Source organism: Endozoicomonas sp. PH6C (assembly GCF_059322965.1).
Window position 1 is genome coordinate 3829407 of sequence record NZ_CP185342.1, and the last position, 23390, is coordinate 3852796.

General features: G+C 48.6%; 20 protein-coding genes. 2 read left to right on the forward strand and 18 right to left on the reverse strand.

Annotated elements, in window-relative coordinates; all coding sequences use genetic code 11:
• Positions 1-211 precede the first annotated feature (211 nt).
• The 3 genes from ACOMG9_RS14695 to truA form a co-directional block, all read right to left on the reverse strand.
• Positions 212-1153, reverse strand: a complete 942-nt coding sequence (locus ACOMG9_RS14695) for a KTSC domain-containing protein (RefSeq protein WP_494529016.1) — start codon at positions 1151-1153, stop codon at positions 212-214.
• A gap of 146 nt (positions 1154-1299) precedes the next feature.
• A complete protein-coding gene (locus tag ACOMG9_RS14700; protein ID WP_448217432.1) occupies positions 1300-2223 on the reverse strand; it encodes a hypothetical protein in 924 nt (307 codons plus the stop codon).
• 113 nt (positions 2224-2336) lie between these two features.
• Positions 2337-3140: a tRNA pseudouridine(38-40) synthase TruA gene (gene truA / locus ACOMG9_RS14705; protein WP_494529017.1), complete on the reverse strand. Its 804-nt coding sequence runs from the start codon at positions 3138-3140 to the stop codon at positions 2337-2339.
• A 383-nt stretch (positions 3141-3523) separates the two neighbouring features.
• Between truA and ACOMG9_RS14710 the strand changes: the two genes are divergently transcribed.
• Positions 3524-4792 carry a hypothetical protein gene (locus ACOMG9_RS14710; protein WP_494529018.1) on the forward strand — a complete coding sequence of 423 codons (1269 nt, stop codon included), beginning with the start codon at positions 3524-3526 and terminating at the stop codon, positions 4790-4792.
• Between the two features lie 247 nt (positions 4793-5039).
• Here the strand turns inward: ACOMG9_RS14710 and ACOMG9_RS14715 are convergent, their stop codons facing one another.
• From ACOMG9_RS14715 to ndk, 12 genes are all read right to left on the reverse strand, one after another.
• Positions 5040-7448, reverse strand: coding sequence for a motility hub landmark protein FimV (locus ACOMG9_RS14715; protein WP_494529019.1), 2409 nt, complete (start codon positions 7446-7448; stop codon positions 5040-5042).
• A gap of 401 nt (positions 7449-7849) precedes the next feature.
• Positions 7850-8857 (reverse strand): Asd/ArgC dimerization domain-containing protein, encoded by a 1008-nt coding sequence (locus ACOMG9_RS14720; protein WP_448217435.1) that lies wholly within the window; start codon positions 8855-8857, stop codon positions 7850-7852.
• Between the two features lie 478 nt (positions 8858-9335).
• Positions 9336-9785 carry a PaaI family thioesterase gene (locus ACOMG9_RS14725; RefSeq protein WP_448217436.1) on the reverse strand — a complete coding sequence of 150 codons (450 nt, stop codon included), beginning with the start codon at positions 9783-9785 and terminating at the stop codon, positions 9336-9338.
• Positions 9782-10243 (reverse strand): PaaI family thioesterase, encoded by a 462-nt coding sequence (locus ACOMG9_RS14730; protein ID WP_422134223.1) that lies wholly within the window; start codon positions 10241-10243, stop codon positions 9782-9784. Before ACOMG9_RS14730 ends, ACOMG9_RS14725 begins: the two co-directional genes overlap by 4 nt.
• A 215-nt stretch (positions 10244-10458) precedes the next feature.
• Complete coding sequence (gene der / locus ACOMG9_RS14735) at positions 10459-11925, reverse strand: ribosome biogenesis GTPase Der (RefSeq protein WP_448217437.1); 1467 nt, start codon at positions 11923-11925, stop codon at positions 10459-10461.
• A 224-nt stretch (positions 11926-12149) separates the two neighbouring features.
• On the reverse strand, positions 12150-13304 hold the full coding sequence (gene bamB / locus ACOMG9_RS14740) for an outer membrane protein assembly factor BamB (protein ID WP_494529020.1): 1155 nt from the start codon (positions 13302-13304) through the stop codon (positions 12150-12152).
• 3 nt (positions 13305-13307) lie between these two features.
• Entirely contained in the window at positions 13308-13973 is a 666-nt protein-coding gene (locus tag ACOMG9_RS14745; protein WP_448217439.1) for a YfgM family protein, read from the reverse strand.
• Between the two features lie 3 nt (positions 13974-13976).
• On the reverse strand, positions 13977-15257 hold the full coding sequence (gene hisS, locus ACOMG9_RS14750) for a histidine--tRNA ligase (protein ID WP_448217440.1): 1281 nt from the start codon (positions 15255-15257) through the stop codon (positions 13977-13979).
• A gap of 192 nt (positions 15258-15449) precedes the next feature.
• On the reverse strand, positions 15450-16403 hold the full coding sequence (locus ACOMG9_RS14755) for a RodZ domain-containing protein (RefSeq protein ID WP_494529021.1): 954 nt from the start codon (positions 16401-16403) through the stop codon (positions 15450-15452).
• Complete coding sequence (gene pilW, locus ACOMG9_RS14760; protein WP_422134229.1) at positions 16393-17151, reverse strand: type IV pilus biogenesis/stability protein PilW; 759 nt, start codon at positions 17149-17151, stop codon at positions 16393-16395. The genes ACOMG9_RS14755 and pilW overlap by 11 nt, the downstream gene beginning before the upstream one ends.
• Positions 17152-17294: 143 nt before the next feature.
• A complete protein-coding gene (gene rlmN / locus ACOMG9_RS14765; protein WP_422134230.1) occupies positions 17295-18443 on the reverse strand; it encodes a dual-specificity RNA methyltransferase RlmN in 1149 nt (382 codons plus the stop codon).
• 289 nt (positions 18444-18732) lie between these two features.
• Positions 18733-19164 carry a nucleoside-diphosphate kinase gene (gene ndk / locus ACOMG9_RS14770; protein WP_422134231.1) on the reverse strand — a complete coding sequence of 144 codons (432 nt, stop codon included), beginning with the start codon at positions 19162-19164 and terminating at the stop codon, positions 18733-18735.
• Between the two features lie 113 nt (positions 19165-19277).
• On the opposite strand from ndk, the gene ACOMG9_RS14775 reads away from it, so the two are divergent.
• On the forward strand, positions 19278-20855 hold the full coding sequence (locus tag ACOMG9_RS14775; protein ID WP_494529022.1) for a serpin family protein: 1578 nt from the start codon (positions 19278-19280) through the stop codon (positions 20853-20855).
• Positions 20856-20901: 46 nt separating this feature from the next.
• Here the strand turns inward: ACOMG9_RS14775 and iscX are convergent, their stop codons facing one another.
• The 3 genes from iscX to hscA all read right to left on the reverse strand — a co-directional run bounded on the left by iscX (position 20902) and on the right by hscA (position 23387).
• Positions 20902-21096 (reverse strand): Fe-S cluster assembly protein IscX, encoded by a 195-nt coding sequence (gene iscX / locus ACOMG9_RS14780; protein WP_422413458.1) that lies wholly within the window; start codon positions 21094-21096, stop codon positions 20902-20904.
• 83 nt (positions 21097-21179) lie between these two features.
• Positions 21180-21518, reverse strand: a complete 339-nt coding sequence (gene fdx / locus ACOMG9_RS14785) for an ISC system 2Fe-2S type ferredoxin (protein ID WP_422134234.1) — start codon at positions 21516-21518, stop codon at positions 21180-21182.
• A gap of 3 nt (positions 21519-21521) precedes the next feature.
• Complete coding sequence (gene hscA, locus ACOMG9_RS14790; protein ID WP_448217444.1) at positions 21522-23387, reverse strand: Fe-S protein assembly chaperone HscA; 1866 nt, start codon at positions 23385-23387, stop codon at positions 21522-21524.
• Positions 23388-23390: the final 3 nt, after the last annotated feature.

Consider the following 23390-nt stretch of genomic DNA (forward strand, 5'->3'; position numbering starts at 1 on the left):
AGTGAACTCTCCCGGTCATCAGACAAACCGGTTAAATACGGCTTCTTTGATGAGTGAGCGATGGGAGTCATTGAACAGGATGCTTCCATACCCCTCCTCAAGGAGAAGGAAATAAAACAGGATCAGAAAGCAGAACGTGGATGTTAGCAGAAACAGCCGACCCTTGTCTCATAATGGAGAGACAAGAGCCAAATCAAGAGTAAAAGTCATTTCAATACAAACGCCTGGAAGGGTACTGTCCTCTGATGACCAGATTGTAATAACGACCCACAGATTCGGCAGACAGCAAATCCTGATAGACGCTCTCAGGCACACCGTAATATCGATAGAGACTGTCACTACCCACAAACTGGATTTCCAGTATCCGGGCTGTTGGATCATAGCCCGCAGATGCCAGCGCAGTTGAGTCTACTGGCTGCCGATCAAAGGGTAAGGTTTCAAGACTATAAGCAACACTTCTGATCTGCTCCCTCAACATCTGGCCGCTGGGATCGCCTAAAACATAACTCAATCCAAAACTATGATTTTTCCAGTCGTCGCTCACAGCATTGTTTGTTACATTGGCGGGCAGAGGTCCGAAGGCAGCACTTCTCAATAAATTAATCACCAGATCATCAGAAAGCGTCAGGTATCGGGTCACACTCTGTTGATCAACGGGATAACTCAAGGGGTATCCTACCTGACTTGCAGGAGTGGCCACTGACACCATCCCCATTAACTTCAACTCATCCCAGGCGATGCCAGCAGTGAAAGTCTGATAAACCGAACGCCAGGACTCATTACCATAAAAGTTCCCCTGAGAATGAGCCACCAGCAAAACCTTTCGACATTGGCTGATGTCTTGCGTGTATTGACTAATATGCTTGCGAAGGTCACTATCGAACACATAACTGAATGCATCATAGCTGAGTACTATCAGCTCCAATCCTTCCCGGAACCAGTCAGGTGCCGACTCCACTCCTGAAAGCCACAGTAAAATATTACTGTAATCCTGCAACAGTTTTTGTCGCGCCACTTCGAGCACTTGATCAACAGGACTTTCGTTGTAGTTATAAGAAAGACTGTAGCTGACCCGGTAACCGGGAAGCTGGCTTGCCATCATCAGCTTCAGCCTGCCCTGAGACTCAACGGCATCCTCCCGATCGTTAAACATCCCATTACCATAAGCCATTGTTAAATCAGGTCTTGAAACAGGACACTCTGCAGCCCATAAATTCAAGCTTAAGCACACAAAAAACATGAGTAATACTTTCTTCATAATCATCCCTGAAAGAAGTTGAGACAGTGACTCATCCAGAACTATTCGGTTGAACCATTCACTGCAAAATTACATTGACTCGCAAAATCTTCCGGTAACGTATAAGGCACCCCACTTAGATGGCCATTCATTTTATTCCATGCTTCTATACGCTCTGACGTGTTATACATTTTCGCCTTCATCTTATGGCGAAATGCGGTGGCATCCCGGCCCATTACATGCAATAGACAAATAACTGCCGCACCCGACTCATCGTCCAACTCAATAATTCTTTCTCTGTCATAGGCATTCTCCAGCTTCTTCTGACTCACTTCCGCCAACTGCCTGGCTGCTTTCTTTTCTTGTTCAGAATCAGGCAGAGTTCTCTCAATAAACCGCTCAATATCATCACGAACACCATCTTGATTACTGTCAATTCCTGCTAAACCTATCAAGCCATCCTCACCAGGATCGGGTGGCAGATCAAATAACCAGCGGGTTTCGACAGATTGCAGACATTGCTCCCAGGAAAGACTTTCAAAGCGCTTGTTATTGTTCAATATCAGACAGTAGCGACTACCTCGGAACTGAAAACTCAAACGTTGCTGCAGATACTGAACAGGATAAAGTACTCCGAATCTGCGCTCAGACGCTACCGGATAGAATTCTTTGCGCCATCTGAAAACATTCAGCCTTCTGCCTTCTAGAGAAACCACCTCCTCTTCATCTACCTCCCAGTCCTGCAGTCTGCTCTGATCACAAGAACGGGAATAGACCATCCTTCCACTGCTAAAGTGAGGTAGCCAGTTAAACTTCTTTCTAATATTTTGACTCCATTGGTCTCGCTCCTTCGAACCCTCCTGAAGACAGACTCCGTCCTCCTGACCAGCCGATTCCAGTGATCCGGCCCGAGCTATCCCACTCAAGACCAATGAAACTAAAACGTAGACGAAAAAGCCTGCTGCAGACCGATGTCGTTTTCTCATAATCCATCCCTGGTTGCCTATTCCCTTGGCTATAAAAATATCAATCGATAAAGACAAATGCTTAATACAATAAAAAGACCTCTTGCCAGCCCGATTGTCAAGTGACTTTCAGGTCACCAGGGCAGCGTCGAGGCTACGAAGAAAGGATTCGGTTCACTTTTTGGCAGTTCGAAATCTGCCGGATAACCCACATCAACAAAATAAAGACCATGGGGCTTGGCTGTAGTACCCCCTTCAGAACGTTTTCGGGCCTCCAGCACTTCTTTTGCCCAGACTGGTGGTTTTCTGCCCGCACCAATTTCCAGAAGAACACCCGTGATGTTTCTTACCATATGATGAAGAAAAGCATTCGCCCTGACATCAATCACCACCATATCGCCATGTCTGTAGACATTCAGATGCTGAATTTCACGAACCGCATGTTTCGCCTGACACTGTACCGCCCGATAAGCATCAAAATCATGCTCACCAATAAGCTGCTGCCCGGCAATATTCATCAACTCTACATCCAGTGGCCGGTAGTAAAAGGTGACACCTTTAGGCAGGTGAGCGGGTCTCACCGGTCGATTAAGAATCACATAGCGATATCTGCGCCACAGAGCAGAATAGCGGGCATGAAAGTCTTCACTGACAGGCTGAACCCAGTTGAAGGAGATGTCATCCGGCAGGTTGGTATTCCCTCCAAACGTCCAACCATAACCACTACGAACGGACTCAGTATCAAAATGAATAATCTGGTTGCAACCATGCACCCCGGCATCCGTCCTTCCTGCACAAACGACAGAGACAGGATGATTGGCTACGTTCGACAACGCCTTTTCTACAGTAGCCTGAACCGAGGGAAGCCCTGACTTCAGACTCTGCCAACCATGGTAACGGGAACCATCGTATTGAACACTGGCAGCTAATCGCGGCATGAAAAATACTCACTCCATCCATTAAAGAGGCTGCTGCAAAACTCCAATAACTCATTTCCACGCTGGGACCAGGAGAGCCTTTGAGCATAGGTGCCAGAGTTTTACAACAGCCACTAAAAGGAGGGAAATTTATCAGGAGGCAGAAACAATTGGTAGGGCAGCAAGCCGAATAAACATAGGGTCCGCCTGGTTTTTATACACTGAGACGCAATTTTTGGTACTCGAATGAAAAACACGTTTATTTTCCAGATCCGTCACTTTCCTGGTCTATCTTTACTCCCTACAAAAACACAAATAGATGTAAGGATAGATTTTTGAAAAACCTACTCTCCAATAGATGCAATGACAGAGTTTTCAGAAAACCACTCTCCGCAGGTCTCATATTGCTGTTACTCTCATTGCCCGCTATTTGCCAGGCCGAATCATTTAAAAGAGGCTTTGTTGTCGAGTTGCAGCAGGATGAAAGCTCTCCAACAGGCAGCTTTTCTATACTGCAAGACCCGCACACCTTACTGAGCACCCCGTCATACCTTACTGATATAAACGACTATGCAGAAGCAATTTTGCCGCCAGAAGAGAAAGCAGACAGACTTGGCTGCGAGGTAAAAACCTCCTTATTTGAGTCGATCTCGTGGAAATTGATTTACGCCACTCATTTCCTGGTTGCTTACGAACTGATTATAACCACCAGTGATGCTATGCTGAGCGCCAAACCTTATTCAGGGGTACCTGCAGAAGCGCTTGTCGCTGTCGGCTCACTTTTGCAAAGCTATTGGAACACCGATTCACCGCTGTTCAATCCAATAGGGCAACTGCAGGCAAGTCAGGATGATCCGTTTGTGATCACCACGATGATGCTCCCCGGACGTGGTCAACAACAAAGTCAACAAAAAAGCCAGGAACCAAACCAGCCATCAGCATCACCCGGTCAGCAAGCCTCTCATTCAACCACGCTGCTTAAAGCCACTCTCACCTACCGTTCGGGCTCTGGTGACGGTAACAAAGGCCCCGAACAACAACAGCACACTTTGGGTTTAAATTGTCACGTCGACTCCTGTAATGGCCTTTGTAAACTACGACAATCATCTGATAGCGGCGAGTCATCAGAAGAGAGGTCGCTGAATGCCGCAGAAACTCCAACAAACCAAACTGCAGGGACACCGGAACAAGGCAAGCAATACGCACGAATGGATGATCTCATTCAAGCCCTGCACGATCTTCAGCCATACGCCCTTACAGCATCGTTTATCAAGCCGGAAAATGAACCGCAGGAGCAAAAAAGACCCTACAAGAAGCAACCCAAGCGCTTACATAGCACCGTCAGCAGTCTGAATAGAAGAAGTTCCAGTCTCTTCGAGCAACACCATTGTAACGAGACAGTGGTCGGGGCGGATGGCAAGGAGCACCGATGCGATCGGGTCTCAGTCAGCGCTTCAGCCCTCAAGCGTCACAAAAAAAGATTCCACACCGGGTCACAAACTTATGATGAGCCAGCGCTCGGAGAGGATGATCAACAACAGTCATGCGGAACAACCTTCGAGAACTGTGAACAGCTGCCCTATCAGACAGAAGCGCATCGAAAAGGCAAGCAGCTTCCTGATACAAAGCAGAATGAAAATGACTTAAGCCCTTCAGAAGAAAGCAAAGAGTGATCCAGCTTTCAGCCTCTATTAAAAGACACTTCCAGAATGAATAGGCAGCTCAAATATTATCTGGATTTTTTAACAGGGCAAAAAGTGGCTGTTTTTTTGCCTTTGCTGCAATGCTGGTTAAACTTCTGACAGACACTCGTCGCCTGTTTCTTTAACCCTGATTCCGATGGCTAAAAAAAGCCCGATGTGAACCATTCCGGGCTTTAAGTACCTAACCAGTTGGTTATTGAATTGAGGCTGGGGAATGTTAAACCGCTTGCTCCATCAGTGCCTGAGCTTCCTGCTTCTGCTCATCAGAGCCAGACTCAAGCACCTCCTGCAGAATGTCCCTGGCACCTTCTATATCACCCATGTCAATGTAGGCCCTTGCCAAATCCAACTTGGTTGCTGCTTCATCGTCATCAGAAAGGAACTCCAGATCATCGCCTTCCAGAACCGACTCCAGGTCAGGCAGGCCATCATCGAAGCTCAGCGACTGTTCGTCATCATCGGCATAGCGTTCATCCAGTCCAAGCTCCAGATCATCAAGATTATCGCCTGGAGCAGGAACCGCTTCCTGAGCAGCTACGTCCGATTCTGAAGGCAGCTCCAGTTCTTCAAGTGCCTCAGAAGTATCGTCTTCGCCCTGTTCTGGCTCCAGATCAAGATCATCCAGCTGGAAGTCCAGATCATCAGCCGACTCAGCAGGCTCATCATTGAACTCCAGGTCATCCAGATCAAACTCCAAATCACCCAGCTCGCCATCAGAATCAACATCGCTTTCATCGTTGAGTGCTTCATTCAGGTCGAATTGCTCAAAATCGTCATCTGCCTCTTCAGTAGCCGCTTGTTGAGTAACATCTCCAAAGAAAGCTTCAGCCGGGAACCGGGCTTTATAGGCATCAGCCTGACGCAAGGCATCCTGATCATCCAGCGACTCAACACCTGCCAGAGCTGCCTTAAAGTTATCCAGATCATTATTTTCAGCATGAACTTCCAGCAGTTTGAGTCTCAGATCCGAACGATCCGGCTCATTTGCAATGGCTTTTTCCAGAAGCTCAACAGCTTGCGGAAATCTGCCGTAGGCAATATAGATATCGGCTTCACTGATTGCATCCTCGGTCTGCTGAGTCGTCTCTTCTGGCTCTTCATCTTCAAGCAGACTGTCTTCATCGATTTCGAGTGTCTCATCCAGCTCAAACTCTTCCTGATCATCCTGCTGAGGTTCATCAGGAATCAGCGACATCGGCTCCAGGCTGGACTCTTCCTCAACTTCGATCTCGTCCTCTTCTTCCTGCTTGCGACGTCGGTAAACTAACAGGGCCGCAATCAGACCTAATGGCAGCAGAGCTGACAAAGCCAGATAAAGAGGGTGACCAAACAGGAAGCTCAGGAAGCCAGGCTCAGATTCTGGTACTGGTTGCTCAGCCACAGGAACCGGCCTGGTTTCCGGCGCTATTTGCGCCGGTGTCCCGACAGGCTGCTGTGTCAGTGCGGCCATCTGATCATCTTTCAGATCTATCAGTCGTTTCAGGGTACTGATCTGATCGTCGAGATCTTTTAAACGGCTTTTAAGCTCTTCATTCTCGCGAGTCAGGTTATCCATCTTCTCACGAGTCATTGCCAACTCATTCTGAAGCGCCGTGGTTGCCGTGTCTGCAGACCCTCTTCCCAGATCACTGCCCGCACCGGAGCTATTATCTGTGGCAACAATCGACAAACGCCCATTGTTTCCAGCACCTTCTCCACCCGACTCGGCTGAGCTGCGTCGTGTTGCATCCAGTTGCTCCAGACGAGCCTGCCACTCACGATTCTGTCGAGCCACCTCACTAACAGCATCCTGAAAGCTCACTTGTGTAATTTCATCTCTGTCAGGCAAGCGCAACACCTGTCCTTTTTTGAGACGGTTGATATTATTTTGAACAAAGGCTTGTGAATTCTTTTTCTGCAGAGCCAGCATCGTCTGCTGAATACTCAGATCACTAGCAGGCCTGACACTTCTGGCAATATTCCAGAGACTATCATTAGGCTGCACTTCATAAGTATCTCTCTGGCCTGGTCCAGAATAGCTACGGACACCGGTGCGAACAGGCTCTTCCCTGACCGGATTGACCTGGATCGGCCTGGATGATTCTTCTGGCTGATAGGATGAAGATTGACTTTCAGAGTACCCTCTCTGATCGAACGGATTCACACTCTGACCACGTGAAGGCTCAGGAAAACCACTGTTGTATGTCTGGGTAGAAGCAGGATTCACCGGAGCCGCTGCCTCCTGGCTAAAGGCAGGCGGATCCAGCAGCATGGTGTATTCCCGGAGCAAGCGACCACTGGGCCAGTGCACTTCCAGCAGAAAATTAAGGAAGGGCTCACGAACCGCCTGACTGCTGGTGACATGAATATAGCCCGTACCGTCCTCTCTCAGAATGGTTTTAAAATTCAGGCCAGTCAGACTGAAAGGCCTGTCGAGCCCCGCCCGTTGAAAATCTGCACGACTGGCAAGATTGGGCAGAATCTCGTTCCGGGTCAACTCTCTGACTTGCAGCAATTCAATCTCGGCATCCAGCGGTTGATTGAGCGCAGAATTCAAGCGCACTTCACCCAACCCCAGTGCATTCGCCAGACCGGAACCCATTGCTCCTGATATGACCATAGCTGCTACAAGCTTTTGCAGTTTCATTATGAGTCCTTGTTATCTGCACGAATCAGAAAACCCGCCCGTAAACACACCTTACATCGACAGCCAGAAGCAGAACCGAGTTAAAAACTGAACAATTCAGGTCGTCAACTGTTCTCAACCCCCGCCTTTCGGGGCGTGAGGTTTTCTTTGACGACACTTTTTATAACAAACAGCTTTCCAGATGTGTGCTGCACCCTCAAACAGAAGACAGGTGCCCAATCTGTACTCCAACATGGAATACACCAAAAGCTATGATCACTCATAGCCATAAAACCGGTACGGCTAACAGTTCCTGATTACCTGAAGCCCTTCGCTGCTCTAGTCAAAGCAAGGCTTCAGGATAAAATTTTTATTATTCTGACAATTTCAATAAGGAACTGTCACTATTCTAAGCTAAGTTATCATTTTAAAAAGTCTTTTAGCAATATCTCTGCCACTGCCAATGCCTGAAATGCGCCACATCGCACCCGATCAGCAACAATCCAGAGACATATTTGATCGGCATGATCCGGATTTTGACGAATCCGACCAACGACAATGGCATCTTTTCCTGCCACAGTTTCAACAGAAGGCATTTCATCATCGGCCGCCAACTCAATACCAGCAACCCCTGCAAGGAGATCCCTGACAGTCTGCTCATCAACTGGACGGTCCAGATCCAGGTGAACTGCGAGGCTGTCACCAAAGAATACAGGCACACGCACACAGGTAGCACTAACCCTGAGATCATCCTGATCCAGCCCTTTCATGAGTTCTTTAGCAATCATTCGCTCCGGTAATGTAAAACCTGCCTCAGTGACGACACCCACCTGCGGCAGGACATTGAAAGCAATTCGCTGCTCAAAAAGCTTTTTCTTCACCGGCTTGCCACTGAGCAAATCAATTGTTTGCCCACGCAATTCTTCAATCCCTCTCTGACCAGTTTCAGCCAGTGAAAGGCTGGCCATGACATTGATAGAATCAATGCCGACTGCATCTTGAAGCGACTTCATGACCTGAAGCATCAGGGCAGCAGGACTGGCAGGAATTGCGATCTCCTGCAAGCCTGACAGTTCCGCAGCATCAGACAGACCCGGCAGGTACATCTCGGCCTCGGCACCAATAGCACCATTAACTACACGACAGCCACTGTCACTGGCCAGATTCAGAATCTCAGGATTAATTTGTGAGCCAGCGGGTATAATCAGAAGATCGGCGTCTGCATAATTAAACGTCAAGGCACTAATCACATCGATTTCAGCGCCTTTGAAAGCCACTGTCGTCTCATCTCTGGACTTATTGAACTCTTCAGGCCCTGTCAGCGGATAGACAACGCCGGGGGTTAAATGACTCTCTTCCAGAATAGCCAACACTGCTTCCCCGGCAAGACTCTGTGCATCGTAAATCGCTAAATCAAAGGTTCCGCTCATGAGCTTCTCTGCATCTGTACAAAATTGTCGGGAAATGTATCAGGAAGTATTCAGGAAAGCATCACTCAGGCATGAATTGCAGTCATGCCCGAGCTCATGAGATCAGGTTCTAATACCAATCGTATTTTCTAACTCCCGCAATGAGCATGGAGATTTGAGCCTTAAGACAAGGCGGCGTGAGGAGTCATAGCCTTAGCTATGGCGACGATCGCCAACGCAGGATTAAGGCTCAAATCTTCAGCGCAATAGGGAGTTAGAAAGTTCGATTGGTATAAGTACTCGGCCATACGGAATCGAATATTTCTGGCTTATTGGGCAGGTGCTCTGCAAGGCGCAACGACGGGAACATAGCAAGCTATGTGACCAGAGTTGCAACGCATCACGACTGCATGGATGCAGGAGCTAGAGCAACGCAGGAGCAGTTGCCGCGAGTGCCTGAACAATAAGTCAGAAAATATGATTTCGTATGGTTGAGTACTTATAAGCTATCAAGCCGAAAGTGTGCTCTTGCTGTTGCCACCGGTGTTTCCCTGCGACTCTGCCAGGCGGTGATCGCAACATTGGCGATCCGGCTACCCTGTCTCACCACATCGCATTCTGCATAAACATCCTGAATTTTTGCGCTTCTTAAATAATCAATAGAAAAATCCACAATCTTGGCAATTTTTGGCTCATCCATAAACAACATCAAGTGAATGGCTGCCGACATTTCCATAAAACCACCCAACACACCACCATGGAGTGCTGGTAACACCGGATTACCCGTGTTATCTCTGTTTTCAGGCAGAACAAAAAGGGCATCATCACCCAGAGACTGGCAACTCATGCCAATTTTCCTGGCGTAGGGCAAGAGCTCCGTCAAATAACTGTAATCACTGGTCGCTCTGGCCTGAAGCAGAACCTCACGAAAGTCGTTCTGAATCTTCATTTTGCTAACCCCTTAGCCATTTGACTCAACGTTCGCCCGGATCTCATAAAGGTTCCCACGCCGTGCGCAAAAGGCTCGTCACGATTGCCCTGATAGACTACCCCTCTGGTAAAGACAACGGTTTTAGTAACCCGATAGGCTTCAGCAAAGCAGCGAACCGGCTTGAAAGGAGCCGGAAAACCCAGATGATCAATTCGCAGGTCAATGGTAGGACAAGTCTCAAAGCCTGGCAGACTTATACAGGCGGCTATACCGAAAGCGCTATCCATCAGGGTTGTTATCGCACCTGAATGAATGATTCCACTTCCCGGGTTGGCTTCCAGTTCGTCACTAAACGGCATGTTAATGACAACACCTTCAGAAGAGGCATGCTCCGGCTTCATCTCCAATACACGACAATGGGGAACTGCTTGGAAAAACTGCTGAACAATGCTTACTATCTGCTCATCGCTATTCATGTCAATGCAATCTCAAATCATAGTAAGTACCAATGTACAGCATAACCATTTTCAAACAACTGTTTAATTTACTGGCAGCTATAAGATTTGCCCCCCTAAAGGAGAGAAAATCGTCGTTAATCGGAATGTTACAGATGCAAATCCATTTAATACTGAAGAGAATGGGCCTGAGTGCAACGCTTGCACCCAGTTTTTTATCAGCCCACGTAGTCTATCTAGCGGCGAGATTTTTGTTTTTTCTTTTTATCATCCTTCCTCTTGCCTTTCAGTTCAATAACACGACGCTTGTGAGTTACCTTCCGCTCACCCCCAGAGCTCTTCTTGTGAACCGCTTTGCGTTCTGCATAAGGGTTTTCTGAGGAACGGAATTCAATCCGAATGGGTGTTCCCATGATCTTTAGCACCTTTCTGAAGGTATTTTCCAGATAGCGCTTATAGGAAGCAGGAACTTCTTCCGTCTGATTACCATGAATAATGATAGTCGGTGGATTCATGGCACCCGCATGACAGTACCTTAATTTGATACGACGATTTCGAACCATAGGTGGCTGATGAATCTTGGTAGCATCTTCCAAAATTCGAGTCAGCTGGTTGGTAGACAGTTTGCGAGTCGCACACTCATAGGCTTCGTCGATAGAGTCATAGAGATGACCGACATTAGTTCCGTGCTTGGCAGAGATCATGTGAATACGGGCAAAATTGATAAACTCCAGCCTTCTGGACAGTTCTTCTTTCACCTTTTTTCGCTCTTCTTCTTTCATGCCGTCCCACTTGTTTACGGCAATCACAACGGCACGACCAGCTTCCAGCACAAAGCCCAGCAGATGCAGATCCTGTTCCACAATCCCTTCTCTGGCATCCACAACCAGTACCACGACATTGGCATCTTCAATAGCCTGAAGGGTTTTAATTACTGAGAACTTTTCAGCCACTTCATGGACTTTACCACGGCGGCGAACACCTGCCGTATCGATCAAAGTGTAATCCTGACCCCAGCGTTCATAAGGTATGTAAACACTGTCGCGGGTAGTTCCAGCCTGATCATAAACGACAACACGTTCTTCCCCCAGCAAACGATTGACCAGTGTCGACTTACCCACATTGGGTCGTCCTACAATGCCAATCCTGATACCTCTGGCCTTGACCGTTTCCGGGTCGTCTTCATCTTCTTCAAACTCACCGGACTCTGGCCCCATCACTTCTTCGAGAACGCCTTCAATCATGCCTTTGACACCACGGCCATGAACAGCAGCAATATGGAAGGCTTCACCAAAGCCAAGAATGGCAAAGTCGGCTTCTGCCTGATCAGCATCAACGGTATCCGTCTTGTTAAGCACCAGATGGTACTGCTTGTTCTGCTTACGCAGATGACCAGCAATCATTTCATCAGCGGCAGTCAATCCGGCCCTGGCATCGACCAGGAACAGAACAATATCAGCTTCCCGGATGGCCGCCAGGGACTGTTCAGCCATAGCTGAATCAATGCCTTCCTCATCACCGCTGATTCCACCGGTATCAACAACAATATAAGGTCTGGAGCCCATTCTGCCTTCCCCGTACTTACGATCACGGGTAAGACCGGCTACATTGGCAACCAGAGCATCACGAGAGCGAGTCAGACGGTTAAACAGCGTAGACTTGCCAACATTGGGACGCCCCACCAGGGCAATTACAGGAACCATACACTTCATTCCACTGGGGCTATTGAACACCCCCAAAGCTTTAAACCAGTTACAGACAAACTGCCGTTTAAGTGGGAGCAGTCTGTCATGAAATCTGTCCTGACAGACCTTGACGGGCCAATTGCAACAGATTCCCAGCATTCAAATAACAGAAAAAGGGCTGAACCTTCCAAGATTCAGCCCGGCTTTAATCCTTTGCCAAAGTCACTGTTTGATTCAGCAAATTATTTTTGGTTGAGCGCAGTCAAAGTACCTTCGGCACTGAGCACAAAGAGGAAATCACCCGATACCACAGGAGGGGCTTTGATCGCTGATGAACTGGCCTTGAACCGACCTGCCATAACACCATCAACCTGAGATAATAGATGAACATAGCCTTCCAGATCAGCCACAGCTACATAGCTGCTGTATGTCGTTGGCGCTGTCAGCAAACGATATTCCAGCTTATCCTGCCTCCAGCTGACCGCACCACTGCGCTGATCCAGAGAACTGACATAACTGCTGTCATCCGTCAGATACAGAGAGCCGAAACCTTCTGCAATCGACCTGTAGCTGGATAATTCCCGACTCCAGCGTACACGTCCACTGTACATATCCATAGCAGCTACATTACCCTGAAAGCTGACCATAAACAGGTTGTCACCTACGATCAGTGGCTCCGCATTAATGTCGACCATTCTTTCCAGCTCGGAAGAGCCTTTCGGAATAGAAACCCGACTGTTCCAGAGAGGACCACCATCATTCACCCTGAATGCCTTCGCCTCACCATTGGAGAGCCCAACAAACACCGCTTCACCTTCAATAAGCGGCGTACTGGAGCCTCTCAAAGTCAGTGCAGGTTGCAGGTTTTCCTGATGCCAAAGCTCCTTGCCGGTTTCAGCATCGAGAGCCGTAATCGTATCGTCAATACTCTGAACCATTACGACACGGCCGTTGGTTTGGGGAGAAGAAATCACTTCACTGCTTACTCTGGCTTTCCAGAGCTCACTGCCATCTTCCTCTTTCAGAGCAATAACATGCCCATCCAGGGTTCCCAGAAGCAGCATCCCGAAGTCAGCAGTAATGCCACCACCGACAGCTAATTCCAGACTTTTCTTCCAAATCTCCTTACCAGTCTCAAGGTTCAGGGCAATGACATCCCCCTGAGCGCCTGCAGCATAAATCACATCGCCTGAAACAGAAGGCACCAGTCGCTCATAGCTGTCTTCGACACCTTTACCGATACTTCTGGACCAGACCTCTTGTAATTCAATATCCGGCTCAAACCCGGTGAGGGTCTTTGGTTTGCGGACTATGTCCTCGTCATCGGAAAACAGGCTACAGGAAGCCAGCCCCAGCGTCAGGGAAACGATCAGCAGTGATCTGATTATCCTCTCCATCCATTAGCCCTCTTTTACGTTAGCTGCCAGATCATCCAGTTTGAACTGCAGCAGAGGCCGGGACTCTCCGTTAGTACGGGCAGCTTCCAGTGCCTTTTCATAGGATTCTCGTGCTTTGTCTCTCTGACCCATTGCCAGATGTGCATCGCCTCGAACGGACTCGATAGTCGTGACAAAACCGGCTTCCGAATCGGCTTTGGCCAAAACATCCAGCGCCGCTTGTGCGTTATCATCAGACTGGCTCAGCATCACTCGCGCCAGTCGGGCACGAGTCACCAGCTCAATTTCCAGATCGGGCTTTTGAGCCAGCACCCATTCAAGGGAAGAACGGGCACCATCAAGATCATTATCCAGAACCTGTTCACGGGCCTGAATCAGTGTTGCAAAAGCCGCATAATCAGAGCTCTCGTAATCAGACTGCAGAGTTTCCACCACGTGTTTAACGGTGGATTTCTGTTGCTCTGACAGCGACTGCCCCTGAGTTGTGACTTCCAGAAGGCTCTGATAAAGCTGTGATGAAGCAGCTGCCGTTTCCAGCTGATTCTTCTGGTAAGCCTTGTAGCCGAAAATAGCTACGACAGTGATAGCAACGCCAACAACAACCGGCTTGCCGTATTCCTGCCAGAGGTTCTTAAGCAGTTCTACTTCTTCTTCATCTGTACGGCTCACTCTTTACTCCTGAATTCGCTTTTTCAAAAATTCAACCACAGCAGGAATATCCATGCTTTCCTGCTCACCATCTATTGACAGAGACTTAACGGTTACCGACTGACTGGCCAACTCATCTTCTCCAATGATGAAGGCGAAGTCAGCTCCGCTGTTAAAGGCCCTTTTCATCTGTCCTTTAAAGCCTCCACCGCAATTGACCAGAATGCGCACATCCGGAACCGCTGTTCTTATTTGCTCAATCAGGGGCAGAGCTTTAGCACTGACACCCTCTCCACGGGTGACCACAGCGACATCAACTGTCTTTTGAACCGACTCGGGAATAAGATTCAACGTTTCCAGCATCAGTACCAGGCGTTCCAGCCCCATGGCAAATCCTACTGCCGGGGTTGGCTTGCCACCCAGCAGTTCAACCAGAGCATCGTAACGGCCACCACCGCAAACGGTTCCCTGTGCGCCAAGACTGTCTGTTATCCATTCAAACACGGTCCGGCTATAGTAATCCAGCCCGCGCACCAGACGTGGATTAACGACATAAGAAATCCCTGCCGCATCAAGAATACTTTTCAGGGTTTCAAAATGTTCGGCCGATTCAGCGTCCAGATAATCGTGCAATACTGGTGCATCCGCAACAATTTCCCGGGTGCTTTTATCTTTACTGTCAAGAATTCTCAGAGGATTGATACCCAGACGATTCCGACTGTCTTCATCCAATTCCTGTTCGAAGCGGGATAAATACTCGACCAGAGCCTCACGATAATTCTGCCGAGCTTCCAACGTACCCAGAGTATTGAGTTCCAGACGCACATGCTGATCAATACCCAACTCTTTCCAGAGTCTGGCAGTCAACAATATAAGTTCCGAGTCAATGTCGGGGCCAGCCATGCCGAAGGTTTCAACACTAAACTGATGAAACTGACGATAACGGCCTTTCTGTGGACGCTCATAACGGAACATAGGCCCCATAGTCCAGAGTCTTTGTGTCTGGTTATAGAGCAAACCGTGCTGGATACCGGCTCGAACACAACCGGCTGTCCCTTCGGGACGCAGAGAGAGACTCTCGCCGTTGCGGTCCTCGAAGGTGTACATTTCCTTTTCTACAATATCTGTACCTGCACCGATGCCCCGGCTAAATAGTGGACCGGGCTCAACCACAGGCATCCTGATTTCGCGATAACTGTAAGTCGCCATCAGGTTACGGAGTCTGGACTCCAGGTACTGCCAGGCAGGACTCTGATCTGGCAGGATGTCATTCATCCCGCGAATGGCTTGAAGTTGCTTTGCCAAGTTCTGACGCCCTCTCAATCCTCTAAATGAACGTTGGTGAGCAGGTAATAATGGCAGATAATGCCTGAAGCATTACTATCAACCGGCAAAAATTGCTCAAAAAGGCTTATTCCAACGACAAAAGCGCCAACTATAACTTTTCCGGGGCCCTGAGTATAGGCAGACTGGCTTGTCGCAGAACCGGATTCTCAATCAGCCAGCTTTCAGTAACAGGCTTGCTACCCTGCGACCCGAGCCAGACGTCTTGACCGCGACTTTTTTGCCATCAAATTTTAGATCCGCCACACCTTTCACATTCCCAAAGCGGACCTGAACGGATGAGGGTACTTCAAGCTCCAGGTTTGAGCCTGCCCTCTGAACATCGGTATAGAGAGCACGACCACTCATATCCTTGACTTCAATCCAGCAGTCCTCAACAAAGTCAATAGCCAGCCTGACAGGGGAGCCATTGTCGGAGAGAGAGCCGTCAACATCGGAAAGAGAACTGCCCACTTCGGGAAGAACCCGTTCAGTTTGACCAAGAGGTTCTTCACTGTCCTGACCGACCGCAGGTATATCATCATTTTCTGATTCGTTCTCAGGCTCTGTCACTTCCATTTCAGAATCATCAAAGTCAACCTGCACGGGCATCACTTTTTCTGCTTCAGAAACATCTTCTGACGACTCGATAACAACGGAGGGCTGCTGCCGAAAAATCACTTCCGATTGCGAAGCAGAACGTTTGTCCAGATTCCATCCATAATAACTGCCCGCCCCCACCAGAATAACCGTGAGAAGGCTTGCTCCCCAGGCAAAAAAAGAAGACATTGGACGCCAGGTTGTCAATGGAGCACCTGCTTTCAAATGAGGGGTTTCGGCGCCACTGTGCCCGGTGAAACGATCAAAGTGATCCACCAGTTCATCACCATCCAATCCGAGAGCCCGGGCATAGCGTCTGACGTACCCCCGGGCAAAAACCAGACCTGGCAGTGTCTCAAACTCATTACTTTCCAACGCCAGAATATAAGACTCTGGCAACTTCAAAAGGTCTGCAGCCTCACCTATTGAAAGACCTGCTTTTTGCCTTCCAGCACTCAGTAACTGACCAGGAGCGACAGCAGAAGCCTCCTCCTGGTCTTCCTGGCTGTTTTGCTCATCAGTACTCATAACCGCTTCTACTCCGCACTCCCTCTCCAGTGGAAGAAGGGAATAAACGCCCTAATTGCAAAGAATAACTGGCTGCAGCATCCTGATCGCCATTAACTCTGGCCAAGCGAACCCCCAGCCTCAGGGATCGCTCATTCTGACGGGAAAGACGGGTAAAGACCTGATAGTACTTCCAGGCTTCACGAAACTGGCCTTGCTCTTCAAGTATCGCCGCTAATTCCAGACTTGCACGAGGTAAATTACTGTTCAGTTTCAGAGCTTTGTCAAAATGCTCTGCAGCCAGAGATCGTCGGCCTTGTTTTAATGCCACCAGCCCCAGGTTTTCATAAGCTCGGCTGCGGCTACTGTAACGAACGTCACCGGCGGCTTGCTCAAATTCACGGTAAGCCTCACTCAGGCGGTTCTGACTGAAGAGAAATACACCAAAGTTATTGTGGATTTCAGAAGAGTCAGGATTAAAAGACAGGGCTTTCCTGAAAGATGTCTCTGCCAGGCTGGCTTCTCCCTGAAGCTGATAAACCAACCCAAGCATGCCGAAGGCATCGGCTGATCGGGGCTGGATCTCCAACGCCCGATTAATCGGCTTGACTGCCTTTTCGGTTAGACCCTGTTGCACATACCCCCTGGCCAGTTCAAGGTAGCTACGGACAGCTTCACCTTCATTGACGGGTTCAGGCCCGCCGGTTGTCACACAACCACTCAGGATGATACTGAACAAAACTGCACTGATTCCCAGTTTTGCGATCATACTTCTCCCCGTTTTTTAATTATTTTGAACATAGTAAGTGAACCGGGATAGTCGAGGCCACAGAAATCTGGCCCCTGCGGTCATAATTTTCAGCTCAAACAGGCTTTTACCAGAATCAATGAATTGGAAACCGGATACTCTGATCAGCCAACATTTACCTGACGAGCAGCGATATAGCGTTCACTTCTTCGTGTTTTGTCTGCAACCTGCCCCACCAGCTGGCCACAGGCAGCATCAATATCGTCACCACGAGTCTTGCGCACGGTGACATTAAAGCCGGCTTCCTGAAGTTGTTCCTGGAAGCGACGTACAGCATTGTTGCTGGGGCGTTCATAACCGGAATGCGGGAACGGATTAAAGGGGATCAGGTTGATTTTACAGGGGACATTCTTCAACAACTGAATCAGCTCAATGGAATGCTCAGGCTGATCATTCACTCCCGCCAGCAGCGTATATTCAATGGTTACGACACGTTTGTCTGGAAGCCCACTCATATATTGTTCGATCGCATCCAGCAAGTCTGACAACGGATACTTACGGTTAATCGGAACCAGCACATTTCTCAATTCATCGTTAGCTGCATGAAGCGACACTGCCAGCGACACATCGGTCACCTCACCCAGTTTACGCAGGGCGGGAACAACCCCCGAAGTACTCAGTGTTACCCTGCGCTTGGACAGGCCATAACCCAGGTCATCCATCATCAGGTTCATGGCATCAACGACATTGTCAAAGTTCATCAGAGGCTCACCCATCCCCATCATTACGACGTTGGTGATAGAACGATCTTTCTTTGCGGGAACATTATTAAAGTGACGCGCGGCAATCCAGACCTGACCGATAATTTCCGCCACAGTGAGATCGGAGTTAAAACCCTGTTTACCGGTGGAGCAGAAACTGCAGTCCAGTGAACACCCTGCCTGGGAGGATACACAGAGGGTGCCGCGCTTTCCTTCCGGTATATAGACTGTCTCGACACAACTGCCCGAAGCGACTCTGACCACCCACTTGCAGGTACCATCTTCAGAAAACTGGCTACTGACGACTTGGGGACCACGAATTTCAGCCACCTCTTTCAGCTTTTGCCTGAGAGTTTTGCTGATATTGGTCATTTCATCAAAATTATCGACGCCGAAGTGGTGAATCCACTTGAGCATCTGCTCAGCACGAAACTTCTTTTCACCTATGCTGAGAAAAAAATCCACCATCTTGCTGCGGGACAGATCCAACAGGTTAACAGGTGTGTTTTGAACCTCACCGGCCTCAGCGCTTACGGTGATTAATTCTGACATTCTTAATACCTCAAAAAGCCATGAGCGCTATAAGCCGCCCAACAGCCATGGGGTGGACTCGCATTATCCCTCGCCGGAATTTAATGCAAACCTGAAATGGCTGCATTCTCACTAACTGCCATGATTGACTATAGAGAAAAGTCGTCGACACTGAGCCAATGAAAAATGATTCACGATAAAAACATGAGCGCTATTAAACCACAATAGCCACGGCATTTTTATAGATAAAAATACAGGGCATACGCCTACCCCTGATTTCAGGTTGCAGAAAGAATGCCCCGTTATGTCATTATCGGGTGCGAGGACAAACGTCTGCATCTTCAAAGAAGTAGGACACTTCTCTGGCAGCAGAAGCCGGAGAATCCGAACCATGCACTGCATTTTCATCAATAGTCTGGGCAAAATCGGCACGAATAGTTCCCGCAGCGGCTTCGGCCGGGTTGGTAGCGCCCATCAGCTCACGGTGATGAGCGACCGCATTCTCACCTTCCAGAACCGACACAACGACCGGACCCGACGTCATGAAAGCGACCAGATCCTTAAAGAAAGGACGCTCTTTATGCTCTGCATAAAAACCTTCTGCCTTCTCTTTGCTCAGGTGAACCATGCAGGTTCCGACAACTTTCAGGCCGGCTTTTTCAAAGCGGCTAAATATCTCGCCGATGACATTTTTAGCAACGGCATCAGGCTTGATAATTGATAAAGTGCGCTCTACGGCCATTACACTCTCCAAATGTTCTTTTATTGGCCCATTAAGGGTCAAGTTTATAATTCAATGCGCCACCTCCAGTCATTGGGGAAGCTTGGTCGGCATTGTAAACGATCACTATCCCTGTGTCAGTCATATCCGTAAAAATCATACAAGAGAAAAAACAAACTCATATCATTGCATTTCAAAACGCCAATACCACGCTTGTCTCATTTGAGAGATCAGCAGTGCAGCTAATGTGTGTCTACAATTCTTACGCACTCCCGCAAGTGCCAGAACATTTCTATTTATTCAAGCTTAATAACTCACTCACTAAGGCAGGCATAAAATTGACTTTAAAAAATAAGTTGAGCAGCCGCTCCTCTCAATACGCTTCAATGCAGCTTTCACTATTGATATTCTGTTTCCTGTTAACATCACCTCCGCTTCGGGCTGCCCCCCAAACATGCCAGGAGTGTATGTCTGCTTTCAATGATGGTGTCTTTCTTGTCTGCCCAGTCTGCCACCCGGCACCTGACGATCCAGCTCAGTCCTTGCCAACTGCCAATCAGCCTGTCGCCAGCTGCACGCCACCTGAAAATCCAGTAACTCAACCTGCAACACCACACTCCCAACATCTGGATGTGGTGATGAGACTTTTTATGTTGGCAGCCCAGACCCATTCAAATTCAAATTTTGTTTTTTCCCCTGACAGCCTTTTTCACGCCCTGTCGGCCCTACTCGCGGGAGCCTCTGGCACCACCCGGGAGTTGCTCGCAAATTTTCTGGAAAGCAGTGCTTTCCCCACAACAGAAGAACCAGGTGCCGGTTCAGGACAAAGCGAGGTCTACTCTGTGGGCAACGCTTTATTACTGGCCTCCCGACATCAGCTTCAAGATTCCTATCGAAGGGAAGCTGAAAAGATGAATACGATTGTTCATGAGAATATAGACTTTACTAACAGACCATCCGTGAAAGCACTCGCAAGGTATCTTAACGAAGAGTTCTGCTATTTAACCCATGGCATGATTCGATCTTTTTGCAATGCTGATGATTGGAACACAGAGACTGCACTTATTCTCATCAATTCTGTTTACTTCAGAGGGCTGTGGAAACAACCTTTTTATCGTAAACAGGAAGGAGGAATGTTTACTTTAGCAAACGGAAGAGTGCATCTCAGAAGAGTTTTACATCAGGAAATACAACACACAGGGTACGCTACCCACAATGAGTGGCAAGCAGTAACGGTTCCCTACCGGGGTAACTATGAAATGGTTCTGGTTTTACCCCCGGAAGGAACAGCAGTTTCAGGAATATCCACTGGATTAATGGCCAATTTACTTGCGTCAATACAAACTGTACCAGAAGTGGATCTTACTTTACCCGCTTTTGAGACCCGTTCCAAAAGTGACTTGGATTCCGCCTTACAAAACACCGGTCTGGGATGCTTGTTTGAGCAAGGCAGAGTCAATTTAGGTGGCATGCTAGTGGGTTCTTCGAAAGAGATCTTTTTAAGCGGTGTTCAACAAAATTGCGCCATAAAAGTCAACGAATTAGGGACTGAAGCTTCAGCAGTCACTCAAACTATGTTTGTCGATGGTATCAGAAAAAATATCAAAATTAATTTTAACAGGCCATTTCTTTATATATTACGACATAAGAAAACAGAGAGAATACTCTTTATCGGGCAGATACTTCACCCTGAAGACCTTAACTATCGTTAACTGGAAGAATAGAATCAATCATTGCTAAAAGCTCTCATCGGGCTGATCACTCATGCTCTTCTATCCAGGCCGCCTGAATTGCTTCCAGAATCTTTTCCCCACAACGCTCTGGATCATCATCAAAATCTTCCAGAGCCATCACCCAGCCTCTCAGATCAACAAAATTGACAAATTTTGGATCAACATCCGGATGGGCATCGACCAGCTCAGCAGCAATGTCGAAAACATCTGTCCATCTCATTGCCTTTCTTCCTCCTATTCGATGATCCACTCTATGGAAAGAAAGAGACTCATTGGAGCCTCTGTAGCGAAAACACACCAGGATCAGTGTTTCTCTGACACCTGGTTGAGCGTGTACCTGGGTATTTCTACCACCAGATCCTCTTCAGCAACCACCGCCTGACAGCTCAAACGAGATTCAGGCTCCAGACCCCAGGCCTTGTCGAGCAGATCTTCTTCCAGCTCATCAGCTTCTTCCATACTGTCAAAACCTTCACGAACAACAACATGACAGGTGGTACAGGCACAGGACTTTTCGCAGGCATGCTCAATCTCAATACCATTAGCCAGAGCCGCATCACATACGGTCACCCCCGCCTCAGCTTCAATCACAGCCCCTTCCGGACAGATTTCATCATGGGGCAGAAATACGATTTGCGGCATTGTTCAGGACTCCTTGAATTCGTCAATCTTATGACCCGAGAGTGCTTTTCGTATACCCGAATTCATTCGACGGGCAGCAAACTCATCAGTGGCCTTACTGATACGTTCTATTTCAAGCTTGATGGCATCGGCATCCCCCAGACGCCTTACAGTTCCGAGTTGTTCCAGATCAGCCACCAGGCGGTTAAATTCATCTTCACTCAGCAGTTCACGCCCGTCGGCTTTAAGCGCCGTTGTCAGAGCTTCTGTCAAACGATCAGCCTCTACTTCCTGCTCCCTCAGTTTTCTGGCATCCCTGTCTTCAACAGCACTACTCATGGACTCTTTCAGCATACGGGCGATTTCATCATCGGTCAGACCAAATGAGGGCTTGACCTGTACACTGCTTTTAATACCCGTAGCCATTTCTTCCGCTGAAACATCCAGCAGGCCGTCCGCGTCAACCTGGAAAGTCACACGAATCTTGGCAGCACCGGCAGGCAGTGGTGGAATACCGCGCAACTCAAAGCGAGCCAGCGAACGGTTGTCACTCACCAGTTCCCGCTCACCTTGCAGAACCTGTATGGCCATTGCGGTCTGGCCTTCTTTATAGGTTGTAAACTCCTGGGCCCTACTGACCGGAATAGTGGTATTTCTGTGAATGACTTTTTCCATCAATCCGCCCATGGTCTCCAAACCGAGCGAAAGAGGAATAACATCCAGCAGCAACATTTCTTCAGCAGACTTGTTCCCTGCCAGAACATTGGCCTGTTGCGCAGCGCCCATTGCTACAACCCGATCCGGATCAATAGACGTCAGGGGTTGCTTGCCGACAAATTCAGCCACAGACTCTCGAACAAAGGGTACACGGGTAGAACCACCCACCATAACCACTTCACGAATGTCAGCCGCCTTAACGCCTGCATCACGCAGGGTTCGTTTGAATGCTCTGATGGTTCTGGAAACCAGTGGCTTAACCAGCCCATTAAACTGAACACGGCTCAGCTCACCCTGCCAGCCAGCAAAGGCGACGGAGACGCTATCCAGGTCAGTCAGGGCTTCTTTAGCCCTGCAGGCTTCTGTCATTACGGCCCTGAAAAGCCCGCTGTCAAGTTCCGCTTCAGAAACAGAAGCAGACTCCAGAATCCAATGGGCAACGGCTTTGTCAAAATCATCACCACCCAGGGCGGTATCTCCACCCGTAGCCATGACTTCAAACACGCCTTTCTTTAACCTGAGCACAGAAATATCGAAGGTACCACCACCCAGGTCAAAGACAGCAATAACCCCTTCAGCCCCGTCATCCAGTCCGTAGGCAACAGCAGCTGCAGTGGGCTCATTCAAAAGACGGTATACATGTAAACCTGCCAGCCTGGCTGCATATTTAGTTGCCTGTCGTTGTGCATCATCAAAATAAGCAGGCACGGTAATGACCGCACCATCCAGCTCACCACCCAGGCTTTCCCTGGCACGCTCTGATAATGAACGAAGAATTTCAGCAGACACTTCAACCGGACTGACAGCACCCCGACGGGTTTCTATCAAAGGCATACTGCTTTCTGATTGTGTGAAGTGATAAGGCATCACCTCACCCAGTGTGCTGACATCTTCCAGACCGCGCCCCATCAGTCGCTTAACTGAGACAATGGTATTCAGGGAATCCTCTACGACGTAAGGTTTCGCAGCCAGCCCCACCTCGATACCCTGGTCTGCGTATCGGACTATTGAGGGCAGAATATGATGGCCTTCGTGATCCGGTAATGTTTCCACAGAGCCGGATCGAATGGTCGCTACCAGGGAGTTGGTCGTTCCCAGATCGATGCCTACTGCACGTTTTTGCTGATGAGGTTCCGGAGCCTGCCCGGGTTCAGATATCTGAAGAAGTGCCATATT